Origin of the sequence: Saliniramus fredricksonii (assembly GCF_900094735.1) — a bacterium.
Classification (GTDB): domain Bacteria; phylum Pseudomonadota; class Alphaproteobacteria; order Rhizobiales; family Beijerinckiaceae; genus Saliniramus; species Saliniramus fredricksonii.
This window is the reverse complement of record NZ_FMBM01000002.1, coordinates 1,970,429-1,995,772: the sequence shown is the minus strand read 5'-3', so window position 1 is coordinate 1,995,772 and position 25,344 is coordinate 1,970,429. Positions and strand designations below refer to the sequence as shown.

The following is a 25,344-nucleotide window of genomic DNA, read 5'->3' as shown; positions in this document are numbered from 1 at the left end:
TACAGCGCGCGCGACAACCATTCGTCTTCCCGCTTTGCCCGCCCTCGAGCGTTTTGTAGGCCTTGTCCGGAATGCCCATACCGATACTCGATCTCGTCGTCATCGGCGTCGTTCTGATTTCCGCCTTGCTCGCCGCAGTGCGCGGCTTCACGCGCGAGGTCCTGGCGATCTTCGCCTGGATCGCGGCCGCGCTTGCTGCCTGGTCGTTTCATCCGCTGCTCTTGCCCTATACGCGCGAATATATCGGCAATGACGATATCGCCCTCGGCGCGGCGATCGCGGTGGTGTTCCTTTTGACGCTGATCATCGTCTCGCTGATCACGGTAAAGATCTCCGACATGATCCTCGATTCCGCGATCGGCGCCATCGACCGCACGCTCGGCTTCGCCTTCGGCGCCGCACGCGGGTTTCTGATCTGCATCATCGCCTGGTTCTTCTTCAGCCACCTCACCGACGGGATGATGCCCGGCTGGGCGGAGGAGGCGGCAACGCGTCCGATGCTGCAAGCGGGCAGTGACGGGCTGGTCGGCATGTTGCCGGGGGATATCGACGCATTGCTGCAGCGCTTCGATCGCGGCCCGGAAGGCGATCCGGGCGAGCCAGCGGAACTGGTGCCGGAGCAGCCGACCTGACGGCGCGGTTCGCGCCGCCGGACCGGGCGTCGGTGTGGTGCCGGCGCCGTCTTTCGTTTCGGAGAACCGAAACAGAAACGGAATGACGATCATGAGCGAGACTTACGCCAGCTATCCGCCCGTCGGAGCGGATCACGATTTCGATCTCGATGGCGATACGCTGCGCGAGGAATGCGGCGTCTTCGGCATTTTCGGACATCCCGACGCGGCGGCAATCACCACGCTCGGTCTGCACGCGCTCCAGCATCGCGGCCAGGAAGCCGTGGGCATGGTCTCTTTCGACGGCAAGCGCTTCCATGCCGAGCGCAAGCTCGGGCTGGTGGGTGATTCCTTTTCCGACCGCGCCGTGATCGAGCGGCTGGAGGGCGCCTCCGCCATCGGCCATGTGCGCTATTCCACCACCGGTGAGACGGTGATCCGCAACGTGCAGCCCCTCTTCGCCGAGCTCGATGGCGGCGGCTTCGCGGTGGCGCATAACGGCAATCTCACCAACGGAATCACCCTGCGCCGCCAGCTGATCAAGGACGGGGCGATCTGCCAGTCCACCACCGATACTGAGGTGATCCTGCATCTGCTCGCGCGCAGCCGCAAACCGCGCCTGATCGAACGTTTCCTGGATGCCGTCCGGGCGCTGGAGGGCGCTTATGCGCTGGTGGCGCTGTCGAACAAGAAGCTGATCGGCGCGCGCGATCCGCTGGGCATCCGGCCACTCGTGCTGGGTGAGCTCGACGGCAAGTACATTCTCGCCTCCGAGACCTGCGCGCTCGACATGATTGGCGCGCGTTTCGTGCGTGATATCGAAAACGGCGAAGTGGTCGTCATCTCGGAGGATGGTGTCGAGAGCCTGCGCCCGTTTCCGCCATGCCCGGCGCGCCCCTGTGTCTTCGAATACATCTATTTCGCCCGCCCCGATTCCATCGTGAACGGGCGCAGCGTCTATGAGGCCCGCAAGGCCTTCGGCGCGCAGCTCGCCATCGAGAACCCGGTCGATATCGACGTGGTGGTGCCGGTGCCCGATTCCGGCGTGCCGGCGGCGATCGGTTATGCCCAGAAGGCGGGCGTGCCCTACGAGCTCGGCATCATCCGCAACCATTATGTCGGGCGCACCTTCATCCAGCCGACCCAGGCGATCCGCGAACTCGGGGTGCGGCTCAAGCATTCCGCCAACCGCGCGGCGATCGCCGGCAAGCGTATCGTGCTGATCGACGATTCGCTGGTGCGCGGCACCACCTCCGTGAAGATCGTGCGGATGATGCGCGAGGCCGGCGCGAAAGAAGTGCATTTCCGGCTGGCCTCGCCGCCGATCACCCATCCCGATTTCTACGGGATCGACACGCCCGAGCGCGACAACCTGCTCGCCGCCACGCATGATCTGGAGGCGATGCGCGCCTATATCGGCGCCGATTCGCTCGCCTTCCTCTCGGTCGAGGGATTGTATCACGCGCTCGGCTTCCCCGGTCGCGATCCGCATGCGCCGCAGCTGACCGATCACTGCTTCACCGGCGATTATCCCACGCCGCTTTCCGATCTCGAAGTCGCCAGCCCGCGCAAGCTCTCCCTGCTCGCAGAAGCCGATTGAGTGCCCTCATGACGAAACCGTTTCAGGACCGTATCGCCGTCGTCACCGGTGCCTCGCGCGGAATCGGGCGCGCTGCGGCGCTCGCCCTCGCCGAGGCCGGGGCGCATGTCGTCGCGGTGGCGCGCACGCAGGGTGCGCTGGAAGAACTCGACGATGACATTCGCGCGGCGGGGGGATCGCCGGCGACGCTGGTGCCGCTGGACGTCACCGATCTCGACGCGCTCGACCGGCTCGGCCTCGCGCTCTACGAGCGCTGGGGCAAGCTCGACGTGTTTCTCGGCAATGCCGGCGTGCTGGGCGCGCTGACGCCGCTGGCGCATCTCGACCAGAAGGTCTGGGACCAGACCATGGCGGTGAACGTCACGGCGAACTGGCGCCTTTTGCGCTCTTTCGATCCGCTCCTGCGGGCCTCGGATGCGGGCCGTGCCATCCTCGTCACCTCGGGTGCGGCGCATCTGGGGGAGGCGTATTGGGGGCCCTATGCGGCGTCGAAAGCGGCGCTCGAGGCGCTCGGGCGCGCCTATGCCGCCGAGACCGTGAAGACGAAGATCCGCGTGATGATGCTCAACCCCGGCCCGCTGCGCACCCGCATGCGCGCCTCGGCTTTTCCGGGCGAGAAGCCCGAGACGCTGCGCACGCCGGAAGATCTCGCCCCGGAGATCCTGCGGCTGGCCTCACCGGACTGGAGCGAAACCGGCAAGATCTTCGATTTCCCGTCAGGCAAGGTTCTGACGCATCGCGCGCCGGAATGAGCGGCTGCGGGGCGCCGGCCATGCAGGTCAGTGCCGCGTATCCACGCAGGGATCGAGCCGCACGGCATTCGCCGCGCTCGGCATATCCGGTATCGGTCGCGCCTCGCCCTGGCCGCGCGCCGTGCCGTTGATCGAGCCCGTAACCTGCGGATCCTCACCCCGCGCAATCCGCTCCAGCGTCGCGCGATCAGCGGCGTTATAGGCATATTGCCCCGCCGCCAGTGTCAGAAGGCCGATAAAAATTGCCGCCTTGAGCGTCCGATAAAACATCCCGTCCTCGCCCCATATCCGGCGCACCCCGGCGCCAATCCGGTCAAGCTTGGGGGAACGTGGTAAATATGGGGTTGATGGGATGGGGAGGATTTGAGGCAATCGGTTTACCGCATGCGAAACCGCGTGCGCAGGCCGAGGCCGAGGAAGAACAGAAGCGGCAACGACAGCACCGTCTGCGCGGCGGAGAGGACCTTCAGCGACGCGGGAAGCTCACGCAGGAAACCAGGTTCGAAATAGGTGCCGGTGAAGCCGAAGAAGGGGAAGAGGTTGCTGAAGCTGAGGGCTGCGGCTGTAGTGGTGACGACGGGTAGTGATTCGATCAAGCCAATTGTTGATCTTGCATCCGTAAGGCCGGTTGCGAGGCCGATTGAGCCGATGAACCACATCAAGATTAACGCGATTGTCGGTCTCTGGATTGAGTACCCGTAATCCGAGAAAGCGCCATAGGTGTGATACGGAAGACGCTGCCAAATTGAACCAACTTTTCCCGTGAAATGCATTTCACGACGGAAGAAAAAATGGGCATCTTCGGTAAGACCCAGACTTGTCAGAGCATGACGAAACCTTGCGCAAGACGACAAGGCTGTTCGTGGATTGGCAATGTTGTGCTTTGGCCAAAAATTTTCTTCAGAAGTAATTATAAATTTTTCCGAAATCGATGCGCCATGAAAATTTGGATAATATTTCAGAAATTTTGTTTTCCAAAGAGTAAGAGAGTCTGAGAACTTACAATAGGTAAATTTTATTTTTTGACAAAATTTACTTTCAATAAATTCAACTCTTCTCTTAAATTCGACGTCATAAAAATCTACATCTGACTCAAATTTACATGTCTCAAATTTGGTATCGCAGTCAAAAGTTGACATTGTGAATTCTATTTTTTCTTTAAATATGCAGTTTCTTACGAATATTTCTTCATGGCATCGCATAAAAGCAAACTCAGATTCGCATAATGTATTATTAAACATGCAGAATCCTTTAACAAACATCGATTCTCTTAAGTCCATCAAGCCATGAAAAAAATTGCCTGAAATATCGAGATAATTTTTGAAGTAAGCGTTTGATGCAATAAATTTTTTATTGAATTTTGATCCGGAGATGCCGAAAAAATTTGGATATATAAATCCACTTATGCAAAAATTTTTGTTAAAATAGTTTTTTGATAAATTAATGGACGAGTGCGAATGTGGAATTTTTAATTCGTTATTATTGCCTCTTTCCTTCCAAGTTTTTTCAAGAAGGCCGATTGGGTCATCGTTTCTGCTTTGTAATTCCTCGATGCTCGCTATGCTCTCCCTCGTTATGCGAGAGATGTTATCCAAGTCATCACCTTTGATTTGTTTTGCGATCCATGAATTCCAGGCTCGCCTATTCTTCTTATGCAGTTCCCAATCAATCTCATCCCCCTCCTGCTCGCCATACAGCGTCATCAGGATGTACCACGGGTTCTGGTTGGCCGGGGTCAGCTTGCTTGTGTCTATATCAAATTCCGTATCGCTCATGCTGCGTCGTTCCGCTTCCGTTCGTCACGGAACACGCTGGCACAATGAAAGCCTGCGGAAAAGGACCTTGCACACGCTGTCCACAGGGAGATCGGAATAGCCGGAATGCTGACTTGTGGCGCTAACCCGCCGCTCAACCAGCCTGAGTCATCCGCGCCATCGCCTTCGCCGCAGCCTTCTTTGCCGCGATGTAGGTCTCGCGGCGGATTGACACGACCTTGCCGCCTGATGGCGTGTTCCGGGTCTGGAATGTGCCGGATTTCGCATCACGTGCGACGGTCTGTACGCGGAAGAATGTGTTCTTGCGCCCGCTGATCATCCAATCGATCCCTTCTCCGCACGCATGCTAAAGTGCGCAGGGCTGCCTTGCCAGCCTGCCTCCGAATTGAGCGGAGCGAAGCGCGTCCCACGCCGACCGGATCAGCTGATCCCGAATCGCTATCAGAAACTTATCGTGAACAATATTACCAATTCAGGATCGCTTTTCAACACTGCATAGCCGATTTTCTCACCCCCTCACGCCGGCACCCCGCTCACACCCCCACTCCCGCTCCCCTCACGCACCCGCCTGAACCGCATTCCACCCCTTCGCATCAGCAGGAACGAGATGATCGCGATGTTGAGGAGGTTCCAGGCGACGCCGTTGAGGAAGGCGACGTCGTAGGAGCCGGTCCAGTCGAAGATGGCGCCGGAGAGCCAGCCGCCGAAAGCCATGCCGAACAGGGTCGCCATCAGCACCACGCCGACGCGCATCCCGGCCTCGCGCTGGGGGAAATATTCGCGCACGACGATGGCGTAGCTCGGCACGATGCCGCCCTGGAACAGGCCGAACAGGGCCGAGATGATGTAGAGCGCGGCCATGCCGTCGAAGAGCACGAAGAGGACGATGGCAAAGCCCTGCAGGCTGGAGCCGAGCAGCAGCGTGGCGAGCCCGCCGATCCTGTCGGCGATGAATCCGGAGGCGATGCGGCTGACGATGCCGAAGGCGAGCATCAGCGAGAGCATCTCCGCCCCGCGCGCCGCGCCGATATCGAGATCGGTGCAATAGGCCACGATATGCACCTGCGGCATCGCCATGGCGACGCAGCAGGACACGCCCGCGACCAGCAGAAGCGTCTGCAGCGTCCCCGTCGACAGACCGAGCCCCTCGCGGGCCGGATTGGCGATGACGGCGCCGGGAACCGGCGCGGGCAGGGCGGGGGCGCGTTTGCGCAGCAGCATCGCCAGCGGAATCATGGTGACGAGGCAGAACAGGCCGATGCCGATATGCGTCGCCCGCCAGCCGGCCTCCGCGATGAAGAACTGCACCACCGGCGGCCAGAACGTGCCCGCGAGGTAATTCCCCGAGGCGCAGACCGCCACGGCGATGCCGCGCCGTTTCTGGAACCAGTGCGAGATCTCCGCGATCAGCGGGCCGAAGGAAGCCGAGGAGCCGAGCAGGCCGATCAGGATACCGTGAGCGAGCGCGAATTGCAGGATGCTGGTCGAGAAGCCGGCGAGGATATAACCGAGCGCGAGCGCGCAAGCGCCTCCGACGAGCGGAAAGACAATGCCGAACCGGTCTGCGATCCGGCCCATCAGGATACCGCCGAAGGCAAATCCCACCATGGCCAGCGCATAGGGGAAGGAGGCGCCGGCGCGCTGCACGCCGAACTCCTCCTGCACGGCGGGCAGCGCCACCACCACCGACCACATCCCGACCCCGCCGATGGCGCTCAGCGCGACGGCGATCCCGAGCCGGATCCAGGCGCGGCGGGAATCGATATGGGAATCGTCGTAGATCGGGGCTGGATTCGACAATGCAACCATCCGTCAGCACAAGGGGCGCATTCTTTTATCATCATCCGCCGCGACGGCACCAGCGCGCGCGGAGCATGGCCCCGATGGCCGTTTGTGCACGGCTGTGAGTGACTTTACGCTTTTTTATCTTCGCTCTGGCAATGCTTCTCCCTGAACAAGGAGCCCCGCATGCTGTCGCGCAGCAGTCACAGCCGGATCATCTATTACAGCCGCTCCGTGCTCGATTCCGACATCGAGCAGCGCAAGGAGCAGATCGCGAACCTGATCCGCACCAGCCGGCGCCAGAACGAGTTCTCGCTGATGACCAGCATTCTCGTGCTCGACAAGGGCTGGTTCACACAGATGCTGGAAGGCGATCGCGACGCGCTCAACCAGACCTTCAACCGCATCGTGCAGGACAGCCGCCACAAGGAAGTGCGCATCGTGGAATGGCGCGAAGTGCCCCGGCGCGAGCTCCTGCCGTCGCTGGAACTGATCGACCGCGAAGGCGGCTTCAACGATATCCTCGACCGGTACAATCTCGAAGAAGCCTATACGCGCGGCACGCCCAAGGCCGGGTGGCTGCGTGAATTCATCATCGAACTGCAATCGAGCCTGCTGGCGCAGCGCGGCATCGAGGTGCTGACATGAGGGTGGCGATGCCGGCATTTGGCAAAGGGGGAGGGTAATCCATGGCGGACGATCCGTTTCCCTCAGTCCTGATCATCGACGACAACCACAAGATCGGCAAACTCGTCGTCGAGATCTTCAACCGCCTTGGCTTCGAGGATGTCGAGATGACGACGTCCGGCGTCGAGGGGCTGGAGATGATCCGGCGCGGCCAATACGGGCTGATCGTCTCCGATCTCGATCTCGAGCCGGTGGACGGGATGCAGATCCTCAAGGCGGTCAAGAGCGACGAAAATCTCTACAAGATCGCCTTCATCCTCACCGAGACCTCGATCACCTTCGAGCAGGTCACCACGGCCCATGCGGCGGGCGTCGACGCCTTCCTTCTGAAGCCGTTCGACATCACGCTTCTGAAGAGCAAGCTCAAGACGGTGCTGCGCCGGCGCGCCAAGCGCAAGCGCCTCGTCAATGACTGGACCTCCGGCGGCGGGTTGAAGGAAATCGCCTGATCGTTCCGGCTCCCGGGCCGCGCGCACCAGCCTCCATCTTTCCCATGCGGCAATCAAACCGCAACCCCGCGCATTGTCAGCCACCCGGTGCTGACATACCCTCGCAGTCATATGGTTCGAAAACGCATGCCTGCCGCTGCGGGGAGGGGTTTCCATTGCGTCGTTTCATGCTCGCCGTGCTGCTCGCGCCGACGTTGCTCGCCGCTCCCGCCGCCGCGCAGGACCTTCAGGGCCATGGCGGCCCGGTCAGCGCGCTGGCGGTCGAGGGTGCGGCGGTGCTGTCGGGCTCGTTCGATACCCGCGCCATCGTCTGGGACGGTGAGAGCGCGGTGGCGCGGCTGGTCTTGCGCTTCCATGACGGCAGCGTCACCGCCACCGCCTTCCTGCCCGATGGCGGTTTCGCCACGGCGGGTCAGGACGGGCGTATCGCCCTGTGGGACGAGGATGCGCGCGAGCCGCGTTTCACAACCGCCCTGCATCAGGGGCCTGTCGCCGAACTCGCGGTCTCGCCCGATGGCACGGTGCTTGCCGCTGCGAGCTGGGACGGGCGTATCCAGCTCGTGGATCTCACCGCAAACGAAGCCCGGCTCGTCGATGCACATCAGGGCATGGTCACCGGCATCGCCTATCGCGCTGATGGCGATCTGCTCAGCATCGGCTCGGATCTGCGCCTCGTCACATGGCGGGACGGAGAGTCGGCGCACACTCTGGGGCTGCCCGATTCGCCGAATGGGCTTGCGGTTCTCGATACGGGAGTGGCCGTGATCTTCGCCGATGGCGCATTGCGTGTCTTCGACGGCGACGGGATGAGCGGCGAGCGCCAGCTTTCACAGCGCCCATTGGTGAGCATCGCCAGCAGCAACGGGGTTCTGGCCGCTGCGGCGGTAACGGGGGAGGTCTGGCTGCTCGATGCCGGTAACCTCGCCAGCCGTCATGCGATCCTGCCCGAACAGGGCGCCATCTGGTCGCTCGCGATTACCGGTGATGATCTGCTGACCGGCGGGGCGGACGGGCTGATCCGGCGCTGGGATCTCACGACGGGCGCGCCGCGCGGCAGCGGCGAGGCGCCGACGGAAATCGCTTTCGATGACGGCAGCCGTGGCGCGGAAGTCTGGCGCTCCTGCGCGCTCTGCCATGCGCTCACCCCCGATGACGGCAACCGCGCCGGGCCGACCATGCACGGCATATTCGGTCGCCGCATCGGCACGGCGGAGGGGTATGATTATTCGCAGGCCCTGCGCGAGATGGATATCGTCTGGACACCGCGCACCGTGGCCGAGTTGTTCGAATACGGCCCCGAAGCCTACACGCCCGGCACGCGCATGCCCGAGCAGCGCATCCCTTCGGATGATGACCGCGAAGCGCTGGTGGAATTTCTCGCGCGGATGACGGAGTGAGGCGCGGCGGGTTCAGCCGAGCAGCCAGTCAGGCAGGTGGTCCTGGGCGATGAGATTCTCATAGGTGTCGCGCTGGCGCACCACCTCGTAGCGATCCCCGCGCACCAGCACTTCCGGCACCAGCAGGCGCGTATTGTAGGTGCCGGCCTGCACCGCGCCATAGGCGCCCGCCGTCATCACCGCGATCAGATCACCCGGCGCGAGGGCAGGCAGGTCGCGCGCCTTGGCGAGGTAATCGCCGCTCTCGCAGACCGGGCCGACGACATCGGCGGTGACGGTGCCCGCGCCCGTCGCTTCCGAGACCGGCTTGATGTCGTGATGGGCCTCGTAGAGCGTCGGGCGGATCAGGTCGTTCATGGCCGCATCGACGATGATGAAGATCTTTCCCTCGCCCTGCTTCACGTAGATTACGCGGGAAACGAGGATGCCGGCATTGCCGGCGATCATCCGCCCGATCTCGAAGACCGGCCGCAGGCCGAGCCCGTGCGCATGCTTGCGGATCACCTGCGCGAAACGCTTTGGCTCCGGCGGCGGCGGGTCGCTCTCGCGATAGGGGATGCCGAGCCCGCCACCAAAATCGATATGATGCAGATCATGCCCGCTCGCCATCAGATCGCGGGCGAGTTCCACCAGCAGCGCGGCGGCATCGTCGAAGGGAGTGAGATCGGTGATCTGGCTGCCGATATGCATGTCGACACCGACGGTGCGGATGCCGGGCAGGGCGAGCGCCTTCGCATAGGCGGCCCGGGCATGCGAGATCGGGATGCCGAACTTGTTGTCGAAGCGGCCCGTCGAGATCTTGGCATGGGTGCGCGCATCGACATCCGGATTGACCCGCAGTGAAACCGGCGCCTCGACACCCATGGCGGTCGCGACCTGCGAGAGCGCGTCGAGCTCGGGCTCCGATTCGACGTTGAAGCACATCACCCTGGCCGAAAGCGCGGCCTCCATCTCGCGGCGGGTCTTGCCGACACCGGAAAAGACGATCCGCTCGCCGGGAACACCGGCGGCGAGCGCCCGGCGCAATTCGCCCTCCGAGACGATATCCATGCCCGCACCGCGATCCGCCAGCGTCTTGATCACAGCCTGGTTGGAATTGGCCTTCATCGCATAGCAGACGAGGGCGTCGTCTCCGGCGAAGGCCTCGGCGAAGACGTCGTAATGGCGCACCAGCGTGGCGGTCGAATAGCAGTAGAAGGGCGTGCCGACCGCTTCCGCCATCCGTGAAAGATCGACATCCTCGGCGTGCATCACACCGTTGCGATACTGAAAATGGTGCATGGGGGCGGGGGCTCGCTGGCGGGAGGGGGATCAGAGCAGGGCGTCGAGCACGAAGGGGCGATCAGGCCGGGCGGGGCCGGTGACGTCGCGACCGTCCTGCTGCTGCTCGCTCTCGATCACCTGACGTTCAGCGGCAGCGGGCGGCGCTTCTGGCGCACCGCGCCGCCCGCAAGCGGCGAGGGTGAGGACGACGGCTGCTGCGACGAGAACGGCGCGCCCGCCGGGCGATAACAGGGTCATGGGGAGCCTCCGGAATGCGCGGCAAGCTGGATCACATGACAGGGGATAGGCGAGTCCGGCACGCGGTTCAATCCACCACCCGCAATTCTTTTTCGAGCACCTGGAGAACGCGCCGGAGCTCATGCCCGCGCTTCATCACGCGTCCGGTTCCGGCAACGACGGAAAAGGCGCCCTGACGGCGTGCGGCGCGCGGATCCTTCTCGATGCGATAGAGCGGAGTTTCGGTGGTGCGCCGGAAGACCGAGAAGACCGCCTTGTCGCGGGTGAAGTCGATGGCGTAATCGCGCCACTCGCCGGCAGCGACCTTGCGACCATAGACGTTCAGGATCTCGCGCAACTCGTCGCGATTGAAGGCGATACGGGGCTGCGTCTCGCGCTTGCCGGCAGACGCCTCGCCGCCGGACGGAAAGGACACCACGCTTGCGCCGGGAGGATGCCCTCTCGCAGCATATCCGTTCGCGATATGAGCCTTCTTCGCCTTGTCACTCTCGCTCATCAAGCCTCCTGGCGGACCTGAGCGCACGCCCGCGTGCCGACAGGTCGGATTATCACTGTGGCCAGCATGATGGCGATGCCGAGACTGCGTGGCAAGAGTGCGTGGCAAGAGTGCGTGGCAAGAGTGGGTGGCAAGAGTGCGTGGCAAGAGTGGGTGGCAAGAGTGCGTGGCAAGAGTGGGTGGGGCGGGTGCGCCTGCACGCCGCAGAGCCCGCAGCCGTTATTCTGTGCATGGCTGCTGCAAAACGGGGCAGGGGCCCTGGTTTTTCTGCTATGCGAATCGCGTTTTTTCGGACACCATCTTCATGTCGTCAACAAACGAAAGGAGGTGATCCAGTGTCTCATTGTCTGTGTCCGCGGTCCGCCGCTCCCGTGACCTGGGTCCGTACCTTCGTGGGGATCCGCGCCGTGTGATCATCACGTCGTCATGGTCGATGCCGGCCGTGGTTTGGCAATGCGAAGGCCGCCCCCCCGCAGGGCGGCCTTCTTTCGTTTTACGGGTCATCCCTCACCATGCGCGAGACGATCGGCAATCGTCTCCAGCGACGGTAAGGTCCCGATCGGGCCGATGGCGGCGAGCGTCGGCCAGCTTTCGAGCAGATGCGCCCCCGCAGCGCGCACCGCATCCACCTCCAGCGCCTCGACCTTGGCGACGAGATCGTCGATTGGCACGACGCGCCCCCAGGCGAGGATCTGGCGCGCCATGCGTTCGATCCGCCCGCCGGGCGTCTCCATCGCCGCCTGCAGCCCGACCTTCATCTGCGCCTTGGCGCGCTTCAATTCGCTGTCGTCCAGCGCCAGCGTGGCTTCGCGCATTGTGTCGATGGTGACATCGAGAAATTCCGGGATATCTGACCCGGCGACGCCCGCGCCGATACCGAAAACGCCGGTATCGCTGAATGGCCAGTGGAAGGCGTCTACGGAATAGGCCAGCCCGCGCTTCTCGCGCACTTCCTGCCACAGCCGCGAGGAGAGCGAACCGCCCAGAACCTGCGCGAAGATCTGCGTGGCATAGTATTGCGGATCGGTGAAGGAGCGCCCGTGCAGGCCGATGACGAGATTGGCCTGTTCGTGGTCGCGCTTCAGCCGCGCCTCGCCGCCATGATAGAGACCGGGCAGCAGCGCGTCGGGCAGATGCGGGCCGAGCCCGCCGAAGAAGCGCCGCGCCGCGTCCACCACGCGGGCATGCTCGACATTGCCGGCGGCGGTGACGACCATGCGTTCTGGCGCGTATTCGCGCGCGCAGAAGGCGCGGATCATGTCGGGAGTGAAGCTGCGCACGGTCTCGGGCCGCCCCAGGATCCGCCGCCCCAGCGCCTGGCCGGGAAAGGCCGTTTCCATCATCACATCGGTGACGAGATCATCAGGCATGTCCTCGACCGAGGCAATCTCCTGGAGGATCACCCCGCGCTCGCGCGCAAGCTCGGCCTCGTCATGCACCGAATCGGTGAGGATATCGCCGAGCACGTCGAGGGCGACACCGATATCCTCGCCCAGAACCCGCGCCGTATAGCAGGTATATTCGACGCCGGTCGCCGCGTTGATGTCACCGCCGACATTCTCGATATCCTCGGCGATGGCCCGGGCCGAGCGTCGTCGGGTCCCCTTGAAGGCCATATGCTCGATCAGATGCGAAAGCCCGTGCTCATCCTCGCGCTCGTTGCGCGCCCCGGCACCGACCCAGATGCCGAGCGCCACCGTGGCGATCGAGGGCATCGATTCGGTGGCCACCGTGAGCCCGTTTTCGAGCACGGTGATCTGCATGTCGCGATGGCTGCTCATGATCAGCCGCCGGCCACGATGCGCGAGCGTTCCCGGATGAAGCGCTCCACCGCGCCCTGGTCGTTCGCGACCACGGAGAAACGCTCGTCGCGCTTATAGAGATCGGCCAGATGCGCCGGCAGCTTTGGTCGGATGCCGCTGGCCTTCTCGACCGCATCGGGGAATTTCGCCGGATGGGCGGTGGCGAGCACGACGCGCGGCGTGGCGGGATCATGCTTGAGGGCTGCGCGGGCCGCGCGCACGCCGATCGCCGTATGCGGATCGAGCAGGTAGCCGGCTTCGCGCCGCGTCACGCCGATTTCCTCGGTAACGTCCGGCTCGGGGACGGCGCATGCAGAGAATTCCGCACGGATGCGCGCCAGCGGCTCGGGAGCGATGGTGAAGGCGCGCGCTTGCGCGAGCTGCCCCATCAGCCCCCGGATGGCGGCGCCGTCGCGGCCATAGGCCTCGAAGAGAAGCCGCTCGAAATTGGAGGAGATCTGGATATCCATCGAGGGCGAGATGGTCGGCATCACGCCCTTGATGGCGTATTCGCCGCTCTCCAGCGCGCGCGGCAGGATGTCGTTGGCATTGCTCGCGATCTGGAGATCCGCCACCGGCAGCCCCATCGCTTTCGCGATATGGCCGGCGAGGATATCGCCGAAATTGCCCGTTGGCACGGTGAAGGAGACGGGACGGTGCGGGCCGCCCAGTGCCACCGCGGCGGTGAAGTAGTACACCGCCTGCGCTGCGACGCGGGCCCAGTTGATGGAATTCACGCCCGATAGCAGCAACTCGTCGCGGAAATCGGCATGGTTGAACATGCCTTTCACGATGGCCTGGCAATCGTCGAAATTGCCCTCCAGGGCGATGGCATGGACATTGGGCGCTGCCACCGTCGTCATCTGGCGGCGCTGGACCTCCGAGACGCGGCCATCGGGATAGAGGATGAAGATATCGACCTGATCGAGCCCGGAAAACGCCTCCACCGCCGCTGAACCGGTATCGCCGGAGGTGGCGCCGACGATGGTGGCGCGCTGGCCGCGTTCCTTCAAGACGTGATCCATCAGCCGCGCGAGCAACTGCATCGCCACATCCTTGAAGGCGAGGGTGGGGCCGTGGAAGAGTTCGAGCACGAAGAGATTGTCGCCGATCTGCACCAGCGGGCAGGTGGCGGGGTGGCGAAACACCGCATAGGCACCCTCGACCATGGCGGTGAAGGCGTCATCGGCGATCTCGCCATCGACGAGCCGGCCCAGTACGTCGCGCGCCACCTCCGCATAGGGGCGCCCGGCATAGCCGGCAATGGTCTGCGCATCGATCTGCGGATAGCTTCTCGGCACATAGAGCCCGCCATCGCGCGCGAGCCCGGTGAGCAGCGCATCGTTGAAACCGATCGCGGGCGCTTCGCCCCGGGTGGAGATATGCAGCACGGCCCGTCATCCTCGTCATCTGGCTGCGCCGCGCCCTCGGCGCCACGCGGGCCGGACCATATTCCTTCACCCGGCAGGCGACAAGGCTTGATCGGGGGCGGCTCAGGGCAATCGGGTGAAGAATGTCGTGACAACGCGCTGAAGTGCTGAATCTGTCGAAGTCCTCTGATTCGCTTGGGAGGAGATTTCGATGGTGGAGCATGAGGGCGATTTTGTCGCGTTGGCCGAGACGACGGTTTTTCTGGCGTATTTCAAGGACATGCCGGACCATAGGCAGCCGGGGAAGGTTCAGCATCCGCTGGACGAGGTGCTGCTCCTGTGCCTGCTTGCGGTACTCGCGGGGGCGGAGACGTTCACCGACATCGCGCGGTTTGGCGAGAGGAAGCCTGATCTTCTGCGCCGCTTCAGACCCTTCGCGAACGGCACGCCGTCGCACGATCATCTGGGCGATATCTTCGCGACGCTCGATGCGCAGGCCTTCCAGCGCTGCTTCGTTTCGTGGGTTGCGGCGCTGACGCGGACGCCGGCGGACGTCATCGCCATCGACGGCAAGACCTCCCGGCGTTCCGGGAGCAGGAAGGGAGCGAAGGAACCGATCCACATGGTCTCGGCCTTTGCCGCCCGCCAGCGCCTCGTGATAGGACAGGTCGCCGTCGCCGCAAAGTCCAACGAGATCGTCGCCATCCCCGCACTTCTGGACATGATGGCAATCGAAGGGGCCGTCGTCACCATCGACGCCATCGGCGCGCAGCGAAGCATCGCCGCCAGGATCATCGCCGGGAAAGCCGATTACATCATCGCCCTCAAAGGTAATCAGGGAACGCTGCACGAAGATGTGAAGCTGTTTGCCGCAGAGCAGCAGGAAAACGGCTTCAAGGATGCGGCGATCAGCCGGTTCGAGACACTCGACGGCGAGCACGGACGCATCGAAACACGACGATATACTGTGATCCATGATGTCGAATGGCTGCGCGAACGCCATGACTGGCCCGGGTTGAAAGGTATCGTCGTCGTCGAGAGCCAGCGCGAGATCGACGGCACGACGGCCCGTCAGACGCGCCTCTACATCACCTCCCTGACCCTCGGGGCCAGCGCCGTCGGACCGATGATCCGCGATCATTGGGCCATCGAGAACAGCCTCCACTGGGTGATGGATATGGTCTTTCGCGACGACGAATGCCGCGTGCGAACGGAAAACGCACCCGCAAACTTCACCACGATCAAGCACATGGCCAGCAATCTCATCCGCAGAGCCCCCGGAAAGGACTCCCAGCGCCTCCGGCGAATGACGGCAGCCTGGGACGACGATTTCCTCGCAAGCCTCGTCAAGGCGTAGATGCGTTCACCCGATTCTTCTGGGGGGCGGCTGGCGCTTGATGCAGGGCGATCTCCCCCTCCCTCCGTGCAGAGGGGCCGGGGTGAGGGGCGGTGATGATAATTCTCCGGCGTCGATGCCGTCCGCGTGCTTTATCGACCTCGTGATTTATCCTGATACGCCCCTAACCGCCAACCCCTTTCCCCGACGGAGGGGGGGGGAAGGCGGAGCCCGGCAGCAACCTCGTTCGCATGATTGTTAACAAGAGATTCTAAAACCACGATTTGCACGTACGTCACTTTTCATCAAAACTATTTCTGGTTGATTCACGCGGTGTGAGGCTGGCAGGTGAAGACGAGCCGATTGCGCCGGGCGCTGGCAGGCGCCCTCGATCCTGATCTGCGGCCTCGGCCCGGGCTCTCCCCGCTCAACCGGGCCATCATCTGGCTCATCCTGATCTCGCTGCTTCTCGTCGTGCTTGAGACCGAGCCGGCGCTGCATGATGCCTATTTCACCCTGCTTTACAGGCTCGAACTGCTGATTCTGACGGTCTTCGCGGTGGAGTATGTCGCGCGCCTGTGGGTCTGCGTCGAGAATCCCCGCTTCCCCTCGCGTATGGCCTATGCGCGCCGCCCGATGGCGCTGCTCGATCTCTTCGTGATCATCACGATGGCGGTTTCGCTCGTGGGTTTCGAGGGCGCGATCCTGCGGCTTTTGCGCCTCGCGCGCCTGTTGCGGGTGGCGAAGCTGGGGCGTTTCGCCGAGGCCTTTCGCACCATCGGGGAGGCGGTTGGTGCGCGGCGTTACGAGCTCGGCGTCAGCCTCGCGATCGCCGTTGCGCTGCTGATCGTCTCGGCTTCGGCCTTGTACCTGCTGGAGGGCGGGTTGCAGCCCGATGCCTTCGGCTCGATTCCGAGGGCGATGTGGTGGGCGGTGGCGACGTTGACGACGGTGGGCTACGGCGATGTGGTGCCGATCACGCCAATGGGCCGGGTCTTCGCCACGCTGACGGCGATTACCGGCGTCGGCCTGATCGCCATGCCGGCGGGGATCCTCGCCTCGGCATTCAGCGACGCGCTTCAGCGCCGGCGCGAACAGGACAGCAAGGAGGACGGGAATGGCGTTTAGGTTCCAGCGCAGGGTCAAGCTGATGCCGGGCGTGCGGCTGAACGTGTCGAAGAGTGGCCTCGGCCTCAGCGTCGGCACGCGCGGGGCCTCGGTCTCGATCGGTCGGCGCGGCGCCCACAGCCATGTCGGCATTCCGGGAACGGGGATTGCCTTTCGGCAGAAACTGTCTTCGGCCGGTGCTGCCAAGCGCGGGGGTGGCGGGGGCGGTGGGCGCGCGAGCGCGGGCAGTGCCACTGATCCCGTCGACCTCGAAGACGTCGTGCTGCGGCTCGACAGCGAGGGCAAGCTCAGTCTTCACTTCGCGGACGGCTCACCGCTTCCGCCGACCCTGGTGCGCAAGGTGCGCAGCACCCACGCGGATGCACTGCGCGAGCATCTCGAAGCCTGGGCGGCGACGCGCAACGAAGAACTGCACGCATGCCTCGGCATCCATCTCGACACGCCGGCGCCGCTCTTCGAGCCCTACCATCCCGCCGAGCCGCCGCCGATGCGCCCGCAAGAGCCGGTCATGCGGGAGGTCGGTTTCTGGGAGCGGCTGTTCCTCCAACGCGCGCGGATCGAGGCCGAGAACGCCAAGGCGCAGGCGCGTCACGCGGAGGCGGTGGCCGCCTGGCAGACCGAATCGGAGGCCTATGCCGCGATGCTGGCCGAGCTGGAAGCGCTCAACAACGCCTTGCATGAGGGCGAGGCTGAAGCGATGGCTGCCCAGATATCGAGTCGCCTCTCCGCCATCGCCTGGGCGCGCCCGACGGAGGTCTGCTTCGATTTCGGCGACGATCTCGCGACGCTCGCCCTTGATATTGACCTTCCCGAAGGCGATGCAATTCCCGACACCGAATGGGAGGTGGCCGCGCGGGGTCTTTCAGTGCGTGAGAAGAAGCGCAATGCCACGCAAAAGCGCCGGGATTTCTCCTATCTCGCCCATGCCAGCCTGTTCCGCATCGCCGGCGAGGCTTTCGCGAGCCTGCCAACCCTGCAGGAAGTGACCCTCGGCGGTTATACGCAACGCCCCGATCCAGCGACGGGCGGCACGCGCGATGTCCATATTCTCTCAGTGCGGATCGCGCGGGCGCAATGGAGCGATATTCGTTTCGACCGGCTGGAACTGGTCGATGTCGCAGAGGCGCTCGCCCGCTTCGACCTGATCCGCGATCAGACCCGCACCGGCGAGTTGCGCGAGATCACGCCGCATGCCGGGTGAGTGCTTCGCCGCGCGGCCATCATCGCCAACCCGAACGCTTACCGCCCTTCCTTGATGATGCGCGAGAGGACGCGGGCGGTGTAGTCGACCATGGGGACAATCCGGGCGTAGTTCAGGCGCGTCGGTCCGATGACGCCGAGGACGCCGACGAGTTTCTGCTGCGGATCGTGGAAGGGGGCTGCGATCAGCGAGGAGCCGGAGAGCGAGAACAGCTTGTTCTCGGAGCCGATGAAGATGCGCACCCCCTCACCGTGTTCGGTGCGGGTGAGCAGTTCGACGACATCGGTCTGGGTTTCGAGATCATCAAAGAGGAGGCGGATGCGTTCGAGATCCTCGATCGCTTTCAGGTCTTCCAGGAGATTGGCCTGGCCGCGCACGATCAGGTGGCGCGCCTCGCCGCTCTGGGCCGGCATGGCGACGCCGGCTTCGATCAGCCGGGCGGTGAGCGCATCGAGCTCCTGCTCCATGGTCTCGCGCATGGCCTGGGCTTCATGCTTGATATCGCCCAGCGTCTTGCCGCGAATGCGGGCATTGAGGAAGTTGCCCGCCTCCACCAGCGCCGAGGCCGGCAGGCCGGGTGGCAGATCGAGCAGGCGGTTTTCCACCGAGCCGTCCTCCGAGACGAGGACGACGAGGGCGCGCGCAGGGTCGAGGCGTACGAATTCGATATGCTTGAGCGGTGCATCCTGCTTCGTCGTCGCCACCACCCCGGCCCCGCGCGACAGGCCCGAGAGCATGGCGGAGGCCTGGGCGAGCGCGCCCTCGAAATTCTGCTCCATGGCGGCGGCCCGCATCTCCACCTCGATGCGCTCGCGCTCCGTCCGGTCGAGATCGCCGATCTCCAGCATGGCATCGACGAAAAAGCGCAGGCCGCTCTCCGTGGGCAGGCGCCCGGCGCTGGTATGCGGGGCATAGATCAGCCCGGCATGTTCGAGATCCGCCATGACGTTGCGCACGCTCGCCGGCGAGAGCGAGACCGAGAGCAGGCGCGAGATATTGCGCGAGCCGAGCGGTTCGCCCGAGGCGAGATAATTCTCGACGATCTGCCGGAATATCTCGCGCGAACGCTCATTGAGATCGCTCAGCGTCTGGGCCCGCGCGGCGCTGGCGCGGGAAGCGTCGTTTTCATTGGCCATGATCCGTGCCGATACCCTGCAAGCGAAAAAGCGAAATGCCCAAACAGCTTACACCGCACCGCCGAACCCGCCAACACTTCCGGAACCTTTGCACGATGCGCGATCAGGCCGCCTGGGCCGCGCGGGCATCGCGGGCATCGCGGATCAGCTTCCACAGCACCTGCGGCGTCGCCGGCATGTTCACATGGTCGATCCCGAGCGGACGAACGGCATCGACGATGGCGTTCATGATTGCCGGCAGCGAACCCGCGCAGCCCGCCTCGCCGCAACCCTTGGCCCCGAGCAGATTGGTGGTGGCGGGCACGGAATGGCTGTCGAAATCGAAGAACGGCACATCCTCGGCGCGCGGCAGGGCGTAATCCATGAAGGAGCCGGTGACGAACTGGCCGCTCTCGTCATAGACGACGCGCTCCATCACCGCCTGGCCGAATCCCTGCACGATGCCGCCATGCAACTGGCCCGTCACCAGCATCGGATTGACGATGATGCCGAAATCATTGACCGCGACATAGCGGTCGATGCGCACCATGCCGGTCTCGGGATCGATCTCGATCTCGGCCACGTGGCAGCCATTGGGATAGGCCGAGGGCGCGCTCTCGTGCACATGGCTGACATCAAGGCTGTCGGGCACGTCCTCGGGGAGCGCCATGCCCTCGCGCAGCTTCGCGGCAAGCTCCATGATGCCGATCGTGCGGTCAGTGCCAACAATGGCGAAGCCGCCCTCGGAGAATTCGATATCGGCAGCCGCCGCTTCGAGCACATGGGCGGCGATGGCGCGGCCCTTCTCGATCACCTTGTCGCTTGCCTCAAGGATGGCGGCGCCGCTCGCCATGATCGATTTCGACCCGCCGGTGCCGCCGCCGGCGATCAGTTCGTCACTGTCGCCCTGGAGCAGGTTGATCTTGTCGAAGGGCACGCCGAGCCGGCTGGTGAGCACCTGGGCGAAGGCGGAGGCGTGGCCCTGGCCGTAATCGAGCGTGCCGGTGATGATCGTCACCGTCCCGTCCTTCTCGAAGCGGATGCCGCCCATCTCGTTGACCGGCGGGGCGGTGACCTCGAGATACTGGCCGATGCCGATCCCGCGCAGCATGCCACGCTTCTCGCTCGCGCGGCGGCGCTTGCGAAAGCCCTTCCAGTCGGCGGCGTCCAGCGCCTTGTCGAGGAGCGCGGTGAACTCGCCGCTGTCATAGAGCGTCTCGACCGGCGTCGCGTAAGGCATCTGCGCGGGTTTGATGTGATTGCGCCGGCGCAGGGCGACGCGGTCGATGCCCATCTCTGCTGCCGCAGTATCGATCAGCCGCTCCATGACGTAATTCGCATCCGGGCGCCCGGCCCCGCGATAGGGGCCCATCGGCGAGGTATTGGTGAGCACCGCCGCGACATCGATCTCGACGAGCTTCGTGCGATAGACGCTGACCACGTTCTTGGCGAGGTTGAGCGTCGAGAACATCGGCGCGACATGGCACAGATAGGCGCCCATATCGGCAAAACCCTCAAGCTTTACCGCGAGAAACCGCCCCTTCTCGTCGAGCGCCAGCGATGCTTCGAGCTCGATGGCGCGGCCATGCGTGTCGGAGACGAAGCTCTCCGAGCGCGTATCGGTCCATTTCACCGGGCGTCCAAGTGCGCGCGCGGCGTGCAGCAGGCCGACATATTCAGGATAGACCGCCGATTTCATGCCAAACGAACCGCCGACATGGCGCGTGCGGATGCGCAGCTTGTCGGTCTCGACACCCAGCACCTGTTTGGCCAGAAGCGCGCGCATGCCAAACACGCCCTGGCTGCCCATATGCATGGTCCAGCGCCCGCCATCCGCATCGTATTCCGCAATCGCCGAACGCGGCTCCATCGATGCGACGATGACGCGGTTGGAGACGATTGGCAGGCGCGTCACGTGCGCGGCTTCACTGAAAGCCTTGCCCACCGCATCCGCATCACCGTAATGGAAATCGACGACGCGGTTTTGCGGGATGTCGTCATAGATCTGCGGCGCATCGGGGCTCATCGCCTGCGAGGGTTCGACCACGGCATCAATGGGATCGATATCGACTTCGACCGCCTCTACCGCATCGCGCGCCTGTTCCGGCGTATTCGCCACCACCATGGCGATCGGATCACCGATATAGCGCACCTTGTCGGTGGCGAAGGCGGCGCGTGCGACATTGTTCATCGGCGAGCCGTCGCGATTCCTGAAACCGAGCGTCGAGACGATCGGCCCGTAGCCGGCCTCAGCGAGATCCTGCCCGGTGATCACTGCGACGACGCCCTCCATCTCGAGGGCCACACCGGCATCAATGCTGCGGATCATGCCGTGCGGATACTGGCTGCGCACCAGAGCGGCATGGAGCTGGCCTTCGAGATTGACATCGTCGGAATAGCAGCCCTCACCGCGCACCAGCACGGGATCCTCCTTGCGCGGGACGCTCTGCCCCACACCAAACTTCATCGTGGCGATGGAATCGAGATCAAGCGGCTTGTTCATATGCGATCAGCTCCGGAAGATTCCCGACTTAACGTGGACATCACGGGCCTGCGAGGCAACAGCGCGAATGCCAGAACCCGCTTGCAGCGATGAACGAACCTGTCCTGCGCCGCTCCTTGCGCTATAAAGCAGACCATGATGCCACGCGCCGAGGAACTGCTCACCCTGACGCCGCAGGGGCTGTATTGCCCGGCGGGGAGTTTTCATATCGATCCGCTGCGTCCGGTACCGCGCGCGCTCGTCACCCACGGCCATGCCGATCACGCCCGGCCCGGCCATGATCACGTGCTCGCCACGCCACAGACCCTCGACATCATGGCTTTGCGCTATGGTGAGACTCACGCGCAGACGACGCAGAGCGCGGCTTATGGCGAGGCGATCCGCATCGGCGATGTGAGCGTGCGCTTCATCCCTGCGGGCCATGTCCTTGGCTCGGCCCAGATCGTCATCGAGCGCGGCGGATTGCGCCTCGTCGTGACCGGCGACTACAAACGCGGCGAGGATCCGACCTGCGCCGCCTTCGAATGCGTGCCCTGCGATGTCTTCATCAGCGAGGCGACCTTCGGCCTGCCCGTCTTCCGGCACCCTCCGATTCGCGATGAGATCGCCAGGCTGATCGCCTCGACGCAGCTCTTTGCCGATCGCGCCCATCTCGTGGGGGCCTATGCGCTCGGCAAGGCGCAGCGCATGATCGCGCTGTTGCGCGGGGAGGGCTATGACCGCCCGATCTGGCTGCACGGGGCGCTGGAGAAGCTCAGCGATTACTACGTGGCGCAGGGTATCGAGCTCGGTCCCCTGCGCAAGGTGGCGGCAGAGGATCGCGCAAGGCTCGCCGGCGAGATCGTGATCTGCCCGCCCTCGGCCATGCAGGACCGCTGGTCACGCAAGTTCCCCGATCCGATCGCCTGCTTCGCCAGCGGCTGGATGCGGGTGCGTGCCCGTGCGCGGCAAAAGGGCGTCGAGCTGCCGCTCGTCGTCTCCGATCACGCCGATTGGGACGATCTGATCGCCACCATCCGCGAGACAGGGGCCGGCGAGGTCTGGCTCACCCATGGTGAGGCGGATGCGCTGGCGCATTGGTGCGCAGGCGCGGGAATCGCGGCCCGCCCGCTCAACCTGCTCGGCTATGGCGAGGAGGAGGCGCAATCATGAGCGTGCGGATTGCATCACCTCGGCAGGGATTTCCGTGATGCAGGATTTCGCCGCCCTGCTCGACCGGCTCGCCTTCGAATCGGGGCGCAATGCCAAGATCCGCCTGCTGGCCGACCATTTTGCGCGCCGGCCCGATCCGGAACGCGGCTATGCGCTCGCGGCGCTGACCGGCGGTCTCGCATTCCGCGAGGCCAAGGCCGGGCTCATACGCGCGCTGATCGCGGAGCGGGTCGATCCGGTGCTGTTCGAGATGTCCTACAATTATGTCGGTGACCTTGCCGAGACGGTGGCCCTGCTCTGGCCGCAGCCGGACGAGGCCGTGCCGGAGGAGCCGGCGCCGAACCTGTCGGAGGTGGTGGCGGGTCTCTCGGAAACCGGCAAGGCGCGCCTGCCCGCCCTGCTTGCCGGCTGGCTCGACCGGCTCGACGAGAACGGGCGCTGGGCGCTGCTCAAGCTGATCACGGGCTCCCTGCGCGTCGGCGTCTCGGCGCGCCTCGCCAAGGTCGCGCTGGCCGAGCTCGGCCCGCTCGCGCCGGATGACATCGAGGAGGTCTGGCACGGGCTGGCGCCGCCCTATGAAGCGCTGTTCGCCTGGGCGCAGGGTACGGGCGAGCGCCCGCAGAGCCGCGACCCCGTCCCCTTCCGCCCGCCCATGCTGGCCCACCCGCTGGACGAGAGCGATCTCGCGGGGCTCGATCCGGGGGCTTTCGTCGCGGAATGGAAATGGGACGGCATTCGCGTGCAGGCCGCTTGCGCGCGGGATGGCGAGGGGCGGCTGGTGCGGCGGATCTATTCGCGCACCGGCGAGGATATCTCGCCCGCCTTTCCCGATCTGCTCGAAATCCTGCCGGAAGAGACCGTGATCGACGGCGAGTTGCTGGTTTTGCGCGAGGGGCGCGTACAGAGTTTCAACGTGCTGCAGCAACGGCTCAACCGCAAGAGCGTCTCGCGCAAGCTGATGGCGGATTATCCCGCCCATATCCGCGCCTATGATCTGCTCGCGCGTGGCAGTGAAGATCTGCGCCCGCTGCCCTTCATGGAGCGCCGCGCCGCGCTGGAGGCGGCGGCAGCGGGCTGGGCCTGCGCGCGCATCGACGTGTCGCCACTCGTTCCTTTTGCCGACCGGGATGCGCTCGCCGCCGCGCGCATCGCTCCGCAGGAGGCCGGAGCGGGTGCGGATGCCACGGCGGTCGAGGGGCTCATGCTCAAGCGCGCCGACAGCCCCTATCTGCCGGGCCGCCCGAAGGGGCAATGGTTCAAATGGAAGCGCGATCCGCATCTTGTCGATGCCGTGCTGATGTATGCCCAGCGCGGCCATGGCAAGCGCTCGTCCTATTATTCGGATTTCACCTTCGGCGTCTGGCGCGAAGAGCCGGAAGGCTGGCGTATCGTACCGGTCGGCAAGGCCTATTTCGGCTTCACCGATGCCGAACTCGGCCAGCTCGACCGCCATGTCCGCGCCCATACCCGCGCGCGCTACGGCCCGGTGCGCGAAGTCGCCCACGGGGGCGATGAGGGGCTCGTGCTCGAGATCGCCTTCGAGGGATTGCAACGCTCGCCACGCCACAAATCCGGCATCGCCATGCGCTTTCCGCGTATCCACCGCATCCGCTGGGACAAGCCCGCCGCGCAGGCCGACAGCATCGACAGCCTGCTTGCCATTCTGGAAAAAGGCGAGCGCGAAATGCATCCGCTTGGTGATCCGCCTCCGGATCAGGCGCAGGCCGGCTCTGCCGACATGACCGGATCCGGCAGGGTTTCGAAACCGGGTCGGGCGAAGAGATAGCCCTGTTGGAGTGCGATGCCGAGATCGCACAAAGCCGCGCTCTCGCCCACCGTCTCGACACCCTCACCGATGACGGCAATGCCGAGATCATCGCAGATGCGCATGATTCCCGAGACGATGACGCGCCTCACCCGATCCTGATCGATGCCGCGCACGAGTTCCATATCGAGCTTGACGATATCCGGCTGGAAGCGGGCCAGCAGGTTGAGGCCGGAATAACCGGCGCCGAAATCGTCGATCGCGGTCTTGAAGCCCATCTTGCGATAGCTCTCGACGATCCGCGTCAGATGGCCGGCATCGGCTACCGCTTCGCCTTCAGTCAGTTCGAAAATGAGAGAATCGATCGGATAATCGACGCGGGCCGCCGTCTCCAGCGTGGTCCGGATACAGGCTTCCGGGCGGTAGACGGCGTTGGGCAGGAAATTGATCGAGAGATTCGCCGCCTTGCGGGGCAGGTCGAGCCGTGCCGCGAGCTCCAGCGCTCTCACCCGCGCGGCCTGGTCGAAGGCATAGCGGTTGGTGTCATCGACCGTACCGAGCACGCTGCCCGCGCCTTCCCCGGCGGGGCCGCGCACCAGTGCCTCATAGGCAAAGACGGCGCCGGTGACACGGTTGACGATCGGCTGGAAAGCCATGGAAAAAGGCGTTTCGAAGGCATTGCCGTCGCGGCAGGCGCGACAGATGGAAGCATGATCAGCCAAAGCATCATTCCCGGAGAAACCACGAAGAGGCGGTATTATTCCGAGCGGAAGTTAACGATCTGTACTTGGCTGTAGGCTGCAACAGCCGATGATTGCTGCATTGCAATATAATTGCTTCTCACACCAAAGTTGCATTTCACAAAAAAAGGCAGAGAATGCGGGATCAGAGCAAAAGAACAG

General features: G+C 64.1%; 23 protein-coding genes. 11 read left to right on the top strand and 12 right to left on the bottom strand.

The annotated features are described in order from the left end of the window. The first annotated feature begins 71 nt into the window (after nucleotides 1-71). The 3 genes from GA0071312_RS15630 (at nucleotide 72) to GA0071312_RS15620 (ending at nucleotide 2,963) form a co-directional block, all read left to right on the top strand. Nucleotides 72-632: a CvpA family protein gene (locus tag GA0071312_RS15630; protein WP_074445715.1), complete on the top strand. Its 561-nt coding sequence runs from the start codon at nucleotides 72-74 to the stop codon at nucleotides 630-632. Between the two features lie 82 nt (nucleotides 633-714). Further along, on the top strand, nucleotides 715-2,211 hold the full coding sequence (gene purF, locus GA0071312_RS15625; RefSeq protein WP_074445714.1) for an amidophosphoribosyltransferase: 1,497 nt from the start codon (nucleotides 715-717) through the stop codon (nucleotides 2,209-2,211). A gap of 8 nt (nucleotides 2,212-2,219) precedes the next feature. Continuing rightward, nucleotides 2,220-2,963, top strand: a complete 744-nt coding sequence (locus GA0071312_RS15620) for an SDR family NAD(P)-dependent oxidoreductase (RefSeq protein WP_074445713.1) — start codon at nucleotides 2,220-2,222, stop codon at nucleotides 2,961-2,963. 27 nt (nucleotides 2,964-2,990) lie between these two features. Here the strand turns inward: GA0071312_RS15620 and GA0071312_RS15615 are convergent, their stop codons facing one another. The 4 genes from GA0071312_RS15615 to GA0071312_RS15595 form a co-directional block, all read right to left on the bottom strand. Then, entirely contained in the window at nucleotides 2,991-3,233 is a 243-nt protein-coding gene (locus GA0071312_RS15615; protein ID WP_074445712.1) for a hypothetical protein, read from the bottom strand. A 107-nt stretch (nucleotides 3,234-3,340) separates the two neighbouring features. Beyond that, entirely contained in the window at nucleotides 3,341-4,738 is a 1,398-nt protein-coding gene (locus tag GA0071312_RS19440) for a pentapeptide repeat-containing protein (protein ID WP_108721887.1), read from the bottom strand. 133 nt (nucleotides 4,739-4,871) lie between these two features. Next, nucleotides 4,872-5,057 carry a hypothetical protein gene (locus GA0071312_RS15600; protein ID WP_074445711.1) on the bottom strand — a complete coding sequence of 62 codons (186 nt, stop codon included), beginning with the start codon at nucleotides 5,055-5,057 and terminating at the stop codon, nucleotides 4,872-4,874. Between the two features lie 197 nt (nucleotides 5,058-5,254). After that, a complete protein-coding gene (locus GA0071312_RS15595; RefSeq protein WP_420819965.1) occupies nucleotides 5,255-6,538 on the bottom strand; it encodes an MFS transporter in 1,284 nt (427 codons plus the stop codon). A 168-nt stretch (nucleotides 6,539-6,706) separates the two neighbouring features. Here GA0071312_RS15595 and GA0071312_RS15590 point away from each other — a divergent pair, with 168 nt between their 5' ends. The 3 genes from GA0071312_RS15590 to GA0071312_RS15580 all read left to right on the top strand — a co-directional run bounded on the left by GA0071312_RS15590 (nucleotide 6,707) and on the right by GA0071312_RS15580 (nucleotide 9,053). Next, nucleotides 6,707-7,168 (top strand): BLUF domain-containing protein, encoded by a 462-nt coding sequence (locus tag GA0071312_RS15590; protein WP_074445709.1) that lies wholly within the window; start codon nucleotides 6,707-6,709, stop codon nucleotides 7,166-7,168. A 41-nt stretch (nucleotides 7,169-7,209) separates the two neighbouring features. Then, entirely contained in the window at nucleotides 7,210-7,656 is a 447-nt protein-coding gene (locus tag GA0071312_RS15585; RefSeq protein WP_074445708.1) for a response regulator, read from the top strand. A 155-nt stretch (nucleotides 7,657-7,811) separates the two neighbouring features. After that, nucleotides 7,812-9,053: a c-type cytochrome gene (locus GA0071312_RS15580; RefSeq protein ID WP_238947248.1), complete on the top strand. Its 1,242-nt coding sequence runs from the start codon at nucleotides 7,812-7,814 to the stop codon at nucleotides 9,051-9,053. A gap of 12 nt (nucleotides 9,054-9,065) precedes the next feature. On the opposite strand, the gene lysA is transcribed toward GA0071312_RS15580, so the two are convergent. The 5 genes from lysA to thrC all read right to left on the bottom strand — a co-directional run bounded on the left by lysA (nucleotide 9,066) and on the right by thrC (nucleotide 14,263). Beyond that, a complete protein-coding gene (gene lysA / locus GA0071312_RS15575; RefSeq protein WP_074445706.1) occupies nucleotides 9,066-10,334 on the bottom strand; it encodes a diaminopimelate decarboxylase in 1,269 nt (422 codons plus the stop codon). Nucleotides 10,335-10,364: 30 nt separating this feature from the next. Next, entirely contained in the window at nucleotides 10,365-10,574 is a 210-nt protein-coding gene (locus GA0071312_RS19435; RefSeq protein ID WP_108721886.1) for a lipoprotein, read from the bottom strand. A 67-nt stretch (nucleotides 10,575-10,641) separates the two neighbouring features. Beyond that, nucleotides 10,642-11,070, bottom strand: coding sequence for a DUF2794 domain-containing protein (locus tag GA0071312_RS15565; RefSeq protein WP_083204614.1), 429 nt, complete (start codon nucleotides 11,068-11,070; stop codon nucleotides 10,642-10,644). A 500-nt stretch (nucleotides 11,071-11,570) separates the two neighbouring features. Further along, the gene (locus GA0071312_RS15560) at nucleotides 11,571-12,851 is read right to left on the bottom strand and encodes a M16 family metallopeptidase (RefSeq protein ID WP_074445703.1); all 1,281 of its coding nucleotides are present in this window, start codon (nucleotides 12,849-12,851) and stop codon (nucleotides 11,571-11,573) included. Nucleotides 12,852-12,853: 2 nt separating this feature from the next. Beyond that, nucleotides 12,854-14,263: a threonine synthase gene (gene thrC, locus GA0071312_RS15555; RefSeq protein ID WP_074445702.1), complete on the bottom strand. Its 1,410-nt coding sequence runs from the start codon at nucleotides 14,261-14,263 to the stop codon at nucleotides 12,854-12,856. 190 nt (nucleotides 14,264-14,453) lie between these two features. Between thrC and GA0071312_RS15550 the strand changes: the two genes are divergently transcribed. The 3 genes from GA0071312_RS15550 to GA0071312_RS15540 all read left to right on the top strand — a co-directional run bounded on the left by GA0071312_RS15550 (nucleotide 14,454) and on the right by GA0071312_RS15540 (nucleotide 17,907). After that, nucleotides 14,454-15,599, top strand: a complete 1,146-nt coding sequence (locus GA0071312_RS15550) for an ISAs1 family transposase (RefSeq protein ID WP_165604058.1) — start codon at nucleotides 14,454-14,456, stop codon at nucleotides 15,597-15,599. A gap of 327 nt (nucleotides 15,600-15,926) precedes the next feature. Beyond that, nucleotides 15,927-16,706 (top strand): potassium channel family protein, encoded by a 780-nt coding sequence (locus GA0071312_RS15545; protein ID WP_238947247.1) that lies wholly within the window; start codon nucleotides 15,927-15,929, stop codon nucleotides 16,704-16,706. Continuing rightward, the gene (locus GA0071312_RS15540; RefSeq protein ID WP_074445701.1) at nucleotides 16,696-17,907 is read left to right on the top strand and encodes a DUF4236 domain-containing protein; all 1,212 of its coding nucleotides are present in this window, start codon (nucleotides 16,696-16,698) and stop codon (nucleotides 17,905-17,907) included. Before GA0071312_RS15545 ends, GA0071312_RS15540 begins: the two co-directional genes overlap by 11 nt. Before the next feature lie 38 nt (nucleotides 17,908-17,945). Here GA0071312_RS15540 and hrcA read toward each other — a convergent pair whose 3' ends face one another. Then, complete coding sequence (gene hrcA / locus GA0071312_RS15535) at nucleotides 17,946-19,043, bottom strand: heat-inducible transcriptional repressor HrcA (RefSeq protein ID WP_074445700.1); 1,098 nt, start codon at nucleotides 19,041-19,043, stop codon at nucleotides 17,946-17,948. Between the two features lie 103 nt (nucleotides 19,044-19,146). After that, nucleotides 19,147-21,525: a xanthine dehydrogenase family protein molybdopterin-binding subunit gene (locus GA0071312_RS15530; RefSeq protein WP_074445699.1), complete on the bottom strand. Its 2,379-nt coding sequence runs from the start codon at nucleotides 21,523-21,525 to the stop codon at nucleotides 19,147-19,149. A 135-nt stretch (nucleotides 21,526-21,660) separates the two neighbouring features. On the opposite strand from GA0071312_RS15530, the gene GA0071312_RS15525 reads away from it, so the two are divergent. Together GA0071312_RS15525 and GA0071312_RS15520 are read left to right on the top strand one after the other, a co-directional pair. Further along, nucleotides 21,661-22,677 (top strand): ligase-associated DNA damage response exonuclease, encoded by a 1,017-nt coding sequence (locus tag GA0071312_RS15525; RefSeq protein ID WP_074445698.1) that lies wholly within the window; start codon nucleotides 21,661-21,663, stop codon nucleotides 22,675-22,677. A 37-nt stretch (nucleotides 22,678-22,714) separates the two neighbouring features. Further along, nucleotides 22,715-24,463 (top strand): cisplatin damage response ATP-dependent DNA ligase, encoded by a 1,749-nt coding sequence (locus GA0071312_RS15520; RefSeq protein ID WP_074445697.1) that lies wholly within the window; start codon nucleotides 22,715-22,717, stop codon nucleotides 24,461-24,463. Here GA0071312_RS15520 and GA0071312_RS15515 read toward each other — a convergent pair. Next, nucleotides 24,391-25,098, bottom strand: coding sequence for an EAL domain-containing protein (locus GA0071312_RS15515; RefSeq protein WP_074446253.1), 708 nt, complete (start codon nucleotides 25,096-25,098; stop codon nucleotides 24,391-24,393). The two genes, GA0071312_RS15520 and GA0071312_RS15515, sit on opposite strands and share 73 nt — an antisense overlap. Between the last annotated feature and the right edge of the window lie 246 nt (nucleotides 25,099-25,344).

Coding starts and splice junctions, on each gene's coding strand:
- GA0071312_RS15520 (WP_074445697.1), top strand. CDS start 22,715: ATGCAGGATTTCGCCGCCCTGCTCGACCGGCTCGCCTTCGAATCGGGG.
- GA0071312_RS15630 (WP_074445715.1), top strand. CDS start 72: ATGCCCATACCGATACTCGATCTCGTCGTCATCGGCGTCGTTCTGATT.
- GA0071312_RS19435 (WP_108721886.1), bottom strand. CDS start 10,574: ATGACCCTGTTATCGCCCGGCGGGCGCGCCGTTCTCGTCGCAGCAGCC.
- GA0071312_RS15590 (WP_074445709.1), top strand. CDS start 6,707: ATGCTGTCGCGCAGCAGTCACAGCCGGATCATCTATTACAGCCGCTCC.
- GA0071312_RS15530 (WP_074445699.1), bottom strand. CDS start 21,525: ATGAACAAGCCGCTTGATCTCGATTCCATCGCCACGATGAAGTTTGGT.
- GA0071312_RS15585 (WP_074445708.1), top strand. CDS start 7,210: ATGGCGGACGATCCGTTTCCCTCAGTCCTGATCATCGACGACAACCAC.
- GA0071312_RS15560 (WP_074445703.1), bottom strand. CDS start 12,851: ATGAGCAGCCATCGCGACATGCAGATCACCGTGCTCGAAAACGGGCTC.
- GA0071312_RS15600 (WP_074445711.1), bottom strand. CDS start 5,057: ATGATCAGCGGGCGCAAGAACACATTCTTCCGCGTACAGACCGTCGCA.
- GA0071312_RS15515 (WP_074446253.1), bottom strand. CDS start 25,098: ATGGCTTTCCAGCCGATCGTCAACCGTGTCACCGGCGCCGTCTTTGCC.
- GA0071312_RS15540 (WP_074445701.1), top strand. CDS start 16,696: ATGGCGTTTAGGTTCCAGCGCAGGGTCAAGCTGATGCCGGGCGTGCGG.
- lysA (WP_074445706.1), bottom strand. CDS start 10,334: ATGCACCATTTTCAGTATCGCAACGGTGTGATGCACGCCGAGGATGTC.
- GA0071312_RS19440 (WP_108721887.1), bottom strand. CDS start 4,738: ATGAGCGATACGGAATTTGATATAGACACAAGCAAGCTGACCCCGGCC.
- GA0071312_RS15565 (WP_083204614.1), bottom strand. CDS start 11,070: ATGAGCGAGAGTGACAAGGCGAAGAAGGCTCATATCGCGAACGGATAT.
- GA0071312_RS15550 (WP_165604058.1), top strand. CDS start 14,454: ATGGTGGAGCATGAGGGCGATTTTGTCGCGTTGGCCGAGACGACGGTT.
- GA0071312_RS15525 (WP_074445698.1), top strand. CDS start 21,661: ATGATGCCACGCGCCGAGGAACTGCTCACCCTGACGCCGCAGGGGCTG.
- GA0071312_RS15615 (WP_074445712.1), bottom strand. CDS start 3,233: ATGTTTTATCGGACGCTCAAGGCGGCAATTTTTATCGGCCTTCTGACA.
- hrcA (WP_074445700.1), bottom strand. CDS start 19,043: ATGGCCAATGAAAACGACGCTTCCCGCGCCAGCGCCGCGCGGGCCCAG.
- GA0071312_RS15620 (WP_074445713.1), top strand. CDS start 2,220: ATGACGAAACCGTTTCAGGACCGTATCGCCGTCGTCACCGGTGCCTCG.
- purF (WP_074445714.1), top strand. CDS start 715: ATGACGATCATGAGCGAGACTTACGCCAGCTATCCGCCCGTCGGAGCG.